The organism is Candidatus Jordarchaeum sp., assembly GCF_052745115.1.
On record NZ_JBRAKS010000159.1, the window covers coordinates 1 to 8,899 of the forward strand.

The following is an 8,899-nucleotide window of genomic DNA, read 5'->3' on the forward strand; positions in this document are numbered from 1 at the left end:
AAACCTTCATAAGAAAACTGGAAAAATCAGCCACAAAAATCTTATTTAAGAGCGATTTATTGGGATTCATAGCAAGCTGCTCCAATTTTTCAAGAATTTACTGGCAATAATCTAGTTGAATCTATAAATATGCAAATTTTTTTTAACAAACCGTATTTTAAAAAATTGGCATAGGAGATTGAAGAGTCAAGAGAAATGCGGAAACGCTGGAGAGAATGCACATCTTAAAAAATGCCATTTAACTAATTGAAAGAGGTGTATTATTGAATATAAGTTTTGAACTGCTATTAAGTGTATTTGCGTTTGATAAGTTTTGGGAAATAGTATAGGATAATGATGCAAATTAGTACGCTTATTAAAGCGGCAATGTAAATTATGGGTTGTAGGCCGGCAGCCCAGTAATAAAACACTATGACTGTGTTGATAGCAGCATATAAAATTGTGAATTTTGTACCGAATGTGTAAGAATAAATTTTCATATCCAGCACCCCATTAGCAATAGCAGAGTTGAAAAAAGTGGTAACGCCCAGAATAATGGCAATAAAGGGAAAACTATGCCCTGTTTGAATAGTGATTAAAATCTTAAAAAAGAATCCTGAGCTAGCAGGTAATATTTCCATATTCAGTAAACCTAGAAACCAAAAGGTTACTGCCCAATAGGAAATTTCGGAATTTGTTTTAATATATGTAATTAATAGAATAGTCAATTCTACAATAGCGAGTATTGCTAGAGTAATAAATAAAAAGCCTACAAATTTAATCCCAAAAAATCGTTTATTATCTTCAATTATTTCAATTAAGCCTCCCTCAAATTAGTGATGTTGTAAAAAATTTTATGCTTCTAAAGGATATTTTAATTCAATTTTGTTTTTATTGCCTTTATCATTAACCGTTTTTATCTTTAGCGATTTTAATGACGCGATGTTTTGAGATTTTAGTTTCTCCAAGGAATCCTTCTCTGATGAGAACTTTACATATTCCCCTTAGAACGCCTGGTTTAATCTCCAATTCTGAAGCTTTACCTAATATATCTATGAAATCGTTTTTATTTAGATCTTTTTTGAATTGTTTAACTAGAGGCTCTTTGAGGAACACAATATTTGAACAAATACCGAAGTAAAGCAGGCCTTCAACATTAGCCGGTCTCAACATTCGTCTAATAACATCTTTGAAAACCAGTCTCCAAACTTTATTGAGACCCAAATCTTTTCTCAATTCGTCTACACTAATAACTGGTTTTTTCATGAACCTCAATTTGCTGGAAAGGATCGGTATGTATTCTCTCGCCAATTCATTTCGAAACCGATTTTCCAGATATCGGCCTAATAAGTATAAGCCAATTGAAAAAACTATTAGAACATACAAAATCTCATACAAATTATAGCCATTAATTAACAGATAAGCGGGGAATTCAATTTCAAAAATTTTTTTATAAGACCAACTACGAGAAATAGAGGTATCAAAAATAGCAACATATATTCAGCTGTGAGTAAAAATCGAAAAAATTCTCCTCGCATAAAAACGATTCTACCAACACCGGGAATGGCAAGGTCGGAAAACAATTTCTTCCCATCAAAATAGTACAAAAACATAAAAATACAGCAACCAGCAGCAAAAGTGATTGAAGGTATAAGGATATAAAGGAGATTACTGAAGCTTAAAAAATTTAAATAGAAGGGGGGACTGCCCAATAGACTCAACAAGCTTGTAAAGTGAAAGCCTAAAAAGTACAAATCTCCGTTAATAGTGATTTCCCAAATCAGTGAAAACTGAATAAAAATGATTAGTAAACTAGAGATCATTGTTAGAAAAAACCATTCAAACTTGCTCAAAATAGCTAAGAATACTGTAAAGAGAGCGAGTAGAATAATAACAGCACTTAAGGGAGAGAAGAACCAGGGAACATAAGGCCAAGGAGAATTGTAAAATATAATGTAACTCCTAGGATAAATCGTAAAACTAAAAAATTGAAGCCAATTTAACTCATACCAAAATCCCCCAGAATAGAATGTAAAAGCAACGAAAAAGCCGTAAGCAAAGCCGAAGAGGTAAATGATAAAACCTAATAAAATTAACGCAATAGTTGCCCATCTTAACTTCTGCAGAAAAGAATTGGAGATAGTATCCAAGACTTAAACCTCGCAGCTACTAATTCTATTTTTCTAGGGGGTAGCCCAGCTCAACCCAATCAGCATAGCTTCCCTCATAGGCATAGATAGGCTGGTAGCCCAATTTTTCTAGTCTTTCTGCTAATATTATTTTAGCCGGGCAATTAATATCTTCACTGTAAGTCACAATCGGCACACCTTTTTTTAAAACAGAAGCAGCACGCTTCTCCACTTCCGCAATGAGCAGCGAGATCGCCCCCGGTATATGTGCTTTCTCAAATTCCTCTGATGCCCGAGCATCAGCAATAATCATTTTTTCCCGGAATCAATCCACTTCTTCAATGTAGGTCCATCAATAAGCTCAACCATAATAAGCCCTCCTTCAAGTTAAAAATTTTCAAATATTCCCTTTTAGAAAAACTCTCAAGTTCTTTAATTTAGGTTACGTCTTCAACATTAAAATAGTTTATCTAAAATTAATAAAAGAAGGATAACTAAAAATTTCCAATGAAACAAGTTTTAAATATTAAAATTTAGGAATTCTAATAGAGGTGGAATGAGCATTGGAAGGACCAATACCAAAAGAAATCGCCCTCCAATTATGCGAAGAGATTCGAGCGGAGAACTCCCGTAAAAAATTTGGATCCGGAAAAATGATGTGCTGGGGTTGTATTAAAGCCACCAAAGAAAACATAGAAAGGCGATGTGTATTCGCAAATGAACTCAACAGAGAATGCTATCAAGTAAATAATCACTATGATAAAAAGTATAAAAAATAAAAATGAAAAATTCAGAAACTAGCTAAAATGAATTGGGAAAAAACACTTATTTAACATAATTATTTTTATACTAGTTTTTATTAAAGTAAATAATCATCTTAATGCTCGAAAATAACATATTTCGGACACTTAAGGAGGATAATTTTTTGAAAACGCGAATAACCGAATTATTTGGAATTAAGCATCCCATACTCTGTGGAGGAATGCACCGACTTTGTGTACCAAAACTGTGTGCAGCGGTTTCCAATGCCGGAGGCTTAGGCAGCCTTACCGCCTCCACGTATCCCGAGAAGGAAGATTTTGTGAAAGCTATACGGGAGGTGCGGAAACTCACAGACAAACCATTCTGGTGTAACGTAACCATGCTACCTGCAGTACACCTGGGCGAGGAAAACTACAAGAATTATTTTGACGCCATAATCGAAGAGAATGTGCCCGCGGTGGAGATTTCCGGCATGCCCGCAGACCGATTGGCAAACGGGGAGTACCTAGACAGGCTCTTGGAAGCAGATGTTAAACTGGTCCACAAGGTGGGAGCCGTAAGACACGCCAAACACGCAGAAAAGGTCGGCTACAGCGCAGTGATCGCAGCCGGAGTAGAGGAAGGAGGACATCCCCTCAATGAAAACGTGGCAACCACGGTGCTCACACCTCGCATCGCGGAATCAGTGAAAATACCGGTCATTACAACCGGAGGAATGGTCAATGGCCGTAGCCTAGCCGCAGCACTCTGCCTGGGTGCGGATGGCATAATGATGGCCACCCGCTTCATATGCACCAAAGAATGCGATGTTCACCCCAACGTTAAACAGGAGATCATTCGCCGTCAAGAAAACGAAACTGTACTCTACGGAAACACCATAGGCCTCCAGGGACGAGCCCTACTAAATGATTCCATAAGGAAGGTTATGGAGATAGAGGAGCGCAAAGGCGGATTGGAAGAGATACTGCCCCACATCGCCGGCACCTGGGGACCCGAAATATGGGAAAAAGGAAATATGAATGTCGGACTAATCCCGGTAGGGCAATCAATAGGACTCATCAATGATGTAGTTTCCTGTAAGGAATTGATTGAGCGAATTGTTAAGGAAGCCGAAGAAATCATTAACCAGGTAAAAGGCAAGTTCTAAAAATTCTTGGAAATTAAGAATAAAAATTATTTAAAAATCCACTTTTTTTCTTTAGAAAAAGAGGGAAAGAATCCCACTTTGTGTATTAATGCCCATTAGATTTTACCCGATTTCTCCTTTGCTAAAATGTGGAGCAAAACTGAGGCATCCAAAGCAGCAACACCAAAACCTATTATGTTAGTCAGGACAAGTTTACACTTCACTTGGGGTGCAGAAGCAATGGAGGAAGCCAGAAAATTTTTAATGCTAATACCCCGAACTAATAATTATTAACTACTCTAAATGTTTAATTTTGATTGGAAGAGGTGAGGTTATTTTGAGTTTTTATCGTGAAGATTTCGATAAAATTATTCCAAGACCACCATATATGTGGCCCAACGCAAAAATTTTAGCTAGCCTTTATATTTCGAAGCCGGAAATCATTCAGAAGATTCTCCCCCCACCACTGGAGGCGGGAAAAGAAGGAATAGTGTTAGTTTTTGTTGCGGAGTATCAGGAGTCAAACTTTGGTGTGACTTATAACGAGGCGGCGATGTTTGTGCAAGCCAGTTTTCCGGCTGAGCAGGGGCGGATAGATGGAGTTTACTGTCCCTGTATGTATGTTGATGACGATGTGGCTATGATTGGGGGAAGAGAGATATACGGACTTCCAAAGAAAATTGCTAAAATCGATTTGAAGAAGGAAGGTGACAAGGTCAAAGGAACATTGGAGCGGGGAGGAATAAAAATCATTGATATGGAAGCCACATTAACGGGTAGGATAGAGGGTACCATGGGATTTGGACCCACCTTCTCTCTGAGGGTTTTTCCCAGCCCAGACATGGAAGGTCTCAGCCTAGCAGAAATTCTTTCCATTGACATCACCACTGAACCTAAAGAAACACACACCGGAACCGGAACTATTAAATTTGAGAAATCGGAAGCAGACCCCCTATACGAAATAGAGCCAGTTATGAATATGGCCATGATTTACACTATAGGTACACCCAAAATGTCTAGGGGAACCGTTCTCTTAAGAGCGGTGGGTGAAGATACCGAGAAATATCTTCCGTTCGTTTATTCTCGAAGCTACTAATCATTCTTAGAGGTGAATTTTTTGTTAGTCACAGAAAAAGCGTACCGGGAACTGGAGGATGTACTGGGAGCGGACTACATTTCTGACCAAGACTTTGTAAGGCAGGCCTACTCCCGAAACGTGGATCCCGCTTTGCCTGACCGCTGGCCGGATATCGTGGTTCGTCCCAGCACCACTCAAGAGGTTTCACACATCGTTAGGGTGGCGAACAAGTACAAGATTCCCATGATCCCACGAGGGGGCGGAGCTGATCTTGTGGGGGGTTCAAAACCCATCGTGGAGGGAGGGATTGTCATTGATCTTACCCGTATGAATAAGGTTATCGAGTTGAACGAGGATGTAGGAAATATTGTGGTGGAGTGCGGCATTACTTGGGGTGAACTGATAGAATATCTTCATAAAAAGGGTTACACCACGGGTATTGAGGGACCTGGCTCGGGTATGAGTGCCACTATTGGGGGTGGACTTTCGAATAACACTATTGGTTTTGGCTCCACGAAGTATGGCCCGGTTTCCGAGAACTGTATAGGGGTGGAGGTGGTTCTCCCAAACCCAGAGGGCGACATTATAGTTACCGGTTCTGGAGCGAGCCAGTATGTAAAGAAGCCCTTCAGCAGGTGGGGTATGGGACCAGACTTCACGGGTCTTTTCATGGGCGATGTGGGAACTATGGGAATTAAAACCAAGGCAGTTATGAAGATTTACCCATTGCCCGAGTATAGGGAAGGATACACTTTCATTGTGCCGGATAACTATGAATTCGTGGTCAATATTACCCACAGACTTCAGCGTAGGTGCAGTTGGGGCATTTCAGACATCACTCTTACTCCAGCACCGGTAGTTATGATTTATGCGTTGACCGAAGTTATCAAACCTTGGAGAGATATGATGCTTACAAAACCTGTGATGCTGGTAGCGGTAGAGGCGGATAATGAAAAAATGTTTGAGATTGCAAGAGATATTGTGCACGAAGAATTCGCCAAACCCGACGTGAAAGAACTTGGTCCTTCGCTTAAAGAAGGAAACATTGCGGAGTGGGTAGGGAAAAAGCAGGGTCAATGGCAGTACTTCCATGGGGTATTCGGCGTGGTTCCGGGTCACTTCAGCTGTACTACCTGTCATAAGGTTCCCCTGGACCAGATGCCCGAAGTATTCAAAGTTTCCGAAGAGCACACGCTTCAAAGGCAGCCAGAATACTCCAATGTTATGGTGGCTTCGGTTACTGCGGCAATAGTTTACATGATGCCTAGAGGGGAGTGCGTTATCGTGGGGGGAATGAGTGGGTGGAACAAGCCCGAGACGAGAGAAAATAACCTAAAATTCTGGAAAGATAGACTCCACTTCCAAGTAAAATACGGTGGTGTCCACTACTGGCTGGGTGAGGTTATTAGTCAGGCTATAATGGAAGCCGATGCTTTTCCACCACAGTTTATCAAATTTTTCAAAGATATAAAGAGAGCTGTGGATCCTAACTATCTGTTAAGCCCCGGAAAGTTTCACTTCTACAGCTCGGAGGAAGAGAAAAATGACTAAGACCGAAGAAGTAGAGAAACTAAGGCACCTCAAGAAACTGGGAGACATGGTTTATGGCTGTATCGCCTGTGGTGACTGCCGCACAGCAGTCAGATATACCGTGGGAAGGTACAAAGTGTGCCCGGTGCTGGAACACACTGCGGGTTTTGAACCCTTCTTTGCACGGGGGAAGATGCAGATAATACGGGGACTCTTGGAGGGAAAACTGCAACCCAGCCAAGAGTTGGCTAACGTTATATATCAGTGTACCACTTGCGGCGACTGCCACGCAACTTGCCACCAGTCCATGGATCCTGACATCAGTCTTTCCATAGGCAGGTACCTAGACCACACTAAAATCTATGAGGCTCTTCGAGCCGACCTAGTTGATGCGGGCTATGGACCCATGCCCCGACATAGGGAAATATTGGAATGGTGTGAAAAAGAGCATAATCCTTACATGGAACTACACGAGAATCGAGTCGCCTGGATACCAGAAGGGGTAGAGTTGCCATCCAGAGGCGAGCTTGCATTCTTCATGGGATGCACCGAACCCTACAGACAACCCGAACTCATCCAAAGAATCGTTAAACTACTGCTCTCAGCGGGAGTCACGCCAGCGGTGATACACCCCGAAGAGTACTGCTGCGGCTCAGTAGCACTAAGAACCGGTATGTACGATCTAGCAGAGGAGCTAGCTTTACACAATATAAAAGCATTCCAAGACGCCGGTGCAAAAGAAGTGGTCGTTCACTGTGCAGGATGCTACCGAACTCTCAAAAAAGACTACCCAGAGATTTACGGAAAAGAATTACCCTTCAAGGTGGTTCACATAACCGAAATCCTAGATCGGCTACTAAAAGAAGAAAGGCTGAAACTCAGGGAGGATTTCAAAGGTAAGAAATTAACCTATCATGACCCCTGCCATATCGGGCGTCACTGCGATTTCTATGAGCCCCCTCGCGAAATAATAAAAAAGTTGCTTGGAGTGGAGTTTGTGGAAATGAATCGGAATCGAACCGCCTCTTGGTGCTGTGGTGCAGGTGGAGGATTAAAATCGGGATTCCCAGATCTCGCAGAAAAAATTGCACGAGTAAGGGTGGGGGATGCAAAAGAAGTCGGGGCGGATTACATCGTAACCGTTTGTCCATTCTGTGAAAATAATCTAAGATCACTATCAGAAAAAGAGGGTATACCGGTTTTGGACATAGTGGACTTGTTTGAAATTTGAAAAGATCTCGCTAATAAGGAAGAGAATTGTTAAGCTAAAAAATGTAGAAAGATATAGAAAGTATAATTTTCTACTTTTTTTCTTTGGTAGAATAAATTAGCACTTCAATTAAAATCTGCGAGGAGAGTAAACGCATCATTGAGACAATTCAGTCTAGAATAGTATTTCAGACCGGTAAAAAGTTTTCTCAACAGGAAATTCTAGAGATGATTGTTAAGAGCTTTGAAGGGAGAGAGGAGGAGTTAATCAGGCTCTCTGGCATTGTTAGGCTTCTTTCACCCGAAGAAATCGAAAAACTAATGAAAATTCCAGAGGACTGGGGTGTAGAAACGAAAGAGGAAGAAATTGGTCTTTTGCTATACGGCAAGGAGGATACTGAGTGAGCATTTTTATAGATTCTTTAATTTTCGTGGCATTCCATAATACGAGGGATAAAAATCATGATAAAGCCTTAAAACTAATTAAGAAGGCGGTAAGTGGAGAATTCGGAACGATTTATACCTCAGATTATATTTTTGATGAAAGCTTCACGACAGCTCTTAACCGTACAAATAATCCATCTATTACTCGAAGTTTGGGAGAAATGATATTAGGTGGATTAAAAACACCGAACTTTATTATAATGCTTAGAGTGAGTAGTGAAATCTTTAGGAAATCTTGGGAGCTTTTTGTAAAGTATGCTGAGAAATGTTTGAGTTTTACTTTGGTAGTATGACTGAGTCTATCACGTGGATTACTCCTTTGGAGCACTCGATATCAGCCTTTATGACTTTGGCGTTGTCTATCTTTACTCCTTTTGTAGCATCAATTTTGACCTCTTGTCCTTGGACGGTCTTGGCTTTCTTTAGCTTCACTGCGTCTTTAGACATTACTTTTCCGGGTACCACATGATAGGTCAGAACACTAGTCAATTTTTTCTTGTCTTTTAGTAGCCCTTCTACTGTTCCCTTTGGTAACTTAGCGAAAGCTGCATCGTTTAGAGCAAAGACTGTGAATGATCCTTTTCCACTAAGTGTATCTACTAAACCGTTGTCCGAAACTTACCCATCTAGGACACTTCCAGA

At 40.7% G+C, this 8,899-nt stretch carries 10 protein-coding genes and 1 pseudogene; 7 read left to right on the top strand and 4 right to left on the bottom strand.

The genetic code is table 11. The annotated features are described in order from the left end of the window. Nucleotides 1–287: 287 nt before the first annotated feature. The 3 genes from ACUVXA_RS11925 to ACUVXA_RS11935 all read right to left on the bottom strand — a co-directional run bounded on the left by ACUVXA_RS11925 (nucleotide 288) and on the right by ACUVXA_RS11935 (nucleotide 2,421). The gene (locus ACUVXA_RS11925) at nucleotides 288–479 is read right to left on the bottom strand and encodes a hypothetical protein (protein ID WP_445871492.1); all 192 of its coding nucleotides are present in this window, start codon (nucleotides 477–479) and stop codon (nucleotides 288–290) included. Between the two features lie 406 nt (nucleotides 480–885). Then, the gene (locus ACUVXA_RS11930; protein WP_445871493.1) at nucleotides 886–1,245 is read right to left on the bottom strand and encodes a hypothetical protein; all 360 of its coding nucleotides are present in this window, start codon (nucleotides 1,243–1,245) and stop codon (nucleotides 886–888) included. Between the two features lie 909 nt (nucleotides 1,246–2,154). After that, on the bottom strand, nucleotides 2,155–2,421 hold the full coding sequence (locus tag ACUVXA_RS11935) for a rhodanese-like domain-containing protein (protein WP_445871494.1): 267 nt from the start codon (nucleotides 2,419–2,421) through the stop codon (nucleotides 2,155–2,157). 250 nt (nucleotides 2,422–2,671) lie between these two features. Between ACUVXA_RS11935 and ACUVXA_RS11940 the strand changes: the two genes are divergently transcribed. The 7 genes from ACUVXA_RS11940 (at nucleotide 2,672) to ACUVXA_RS11970 (ending at nucleotide 8,550) form a co-directional block, all read left to right on the top strand. After that, nucleotides 2,672–2,887, top strand: a complete 216-nt coding sequence (locus ACUVXA_RS11940; protein WP_445871495.1) for a hypothetical protein — start codon at nucleotides 2,672–2,674, stop codon at nucleotides 2,885–2,887. Nucleotides 2,888–2,988: 101 nt separating this feature from the next. Then, complete coding sequence (locus tag ACUVXA_RS11945) at nucleotides 2,989–4,017, top strand: NAD(P)H-dependent flavin oxidoreductase (protein ID WP_445871496.1); 1,029 nt, start codon at nucleotides 2,989–2,991, stop codon at nucleotides 4,015–4,017. Between the two features lie 316 nt (nucleotides 4,018–4,333). Further along, nucleotides 4,334–5,092 carry an acetoacetate decarboxylase family protein gene (locus ACUVXA_RS11950; protein WP_445871497.1) on the top strand — a complete coding sequence of 253 codons (759 nt, stop codon included), beginning with the start codon at nucleotides 4,334–4,336 and terminating at the stop codon, nucleotides 5,090–5,092. Nucleotides 5,093–5,113: 21 nt separating this feature from the next. Beyond that, nucleotides 5,114–6,625, top strand: coding sequence for an FAD-binding oxidoreductase (locus ACUVXA_RS11955; RefSeq protein WP_445871498.1), 1,512 nt, complete (start codon nucleotides 5,114–5,116; stop codon nucleotides 6,623–6,625). Continuing rightward, complete coding sequence (locus tag ACUVXA_RS11960; RefSeq protein WP_445871499.1) at nucleotides 6,618–7,835, top strand: (Fe-S)-binding protein; 1,218 nt, start codon at nucleotides 6,618–6,620, stop codon at nucleotides 7,833–7,835. Before ACUVXA_RS11955 ends, ACUVXA_RS11960 begins: the two co-directional genes overlap by 8 nt. A 206-nt stretch (nucleotides 7,836–8,041) precedes the next feature. Beyond that, nucleotides 8,042–8,218, top strand: a complete 177-nt coding sequence (locus ACUVXA_RS11965; RefSeq protein WP_445871500.1) for a hypothetical protein — start codon at nucleotides 8,042–8,044, stop codon at nucleotides 8,216–8,218. Beyond that, nucleotides 8,215–8,550, top strand: coding sequence for a type II toxin-antitoxin system VapC family toxin (locus ACUVXA_RS11970; protein WP_445871501.1), 336 nt, complete (start codon nucleotides 8,215–8,217; stop codon nucleotides 8,548–8,550). The genes ACUVXA_RS11965 and ACUVXA_RS11970 overlap by 4 nt, the downstream gene beginning before the upstream one ends. On the opposite strand, the pseudogene ACUVXA_RS11975 reads toward ACUVXA_RS11970, so the two are convergent. Next, nucleotides 8,534–8,863, bottom strand: a pseudogene (locus ACUVXA_RS11975) (fasciclin domain-containing protein); the annotation flags it as partial. The gene ACUVXA_RS11970 and the pseudogene ACUVXA_RS11975 overlap by 17 nt on opposite strands. Nucleotides 8,864–8,899: the final 36 nt, after the last annotated feature.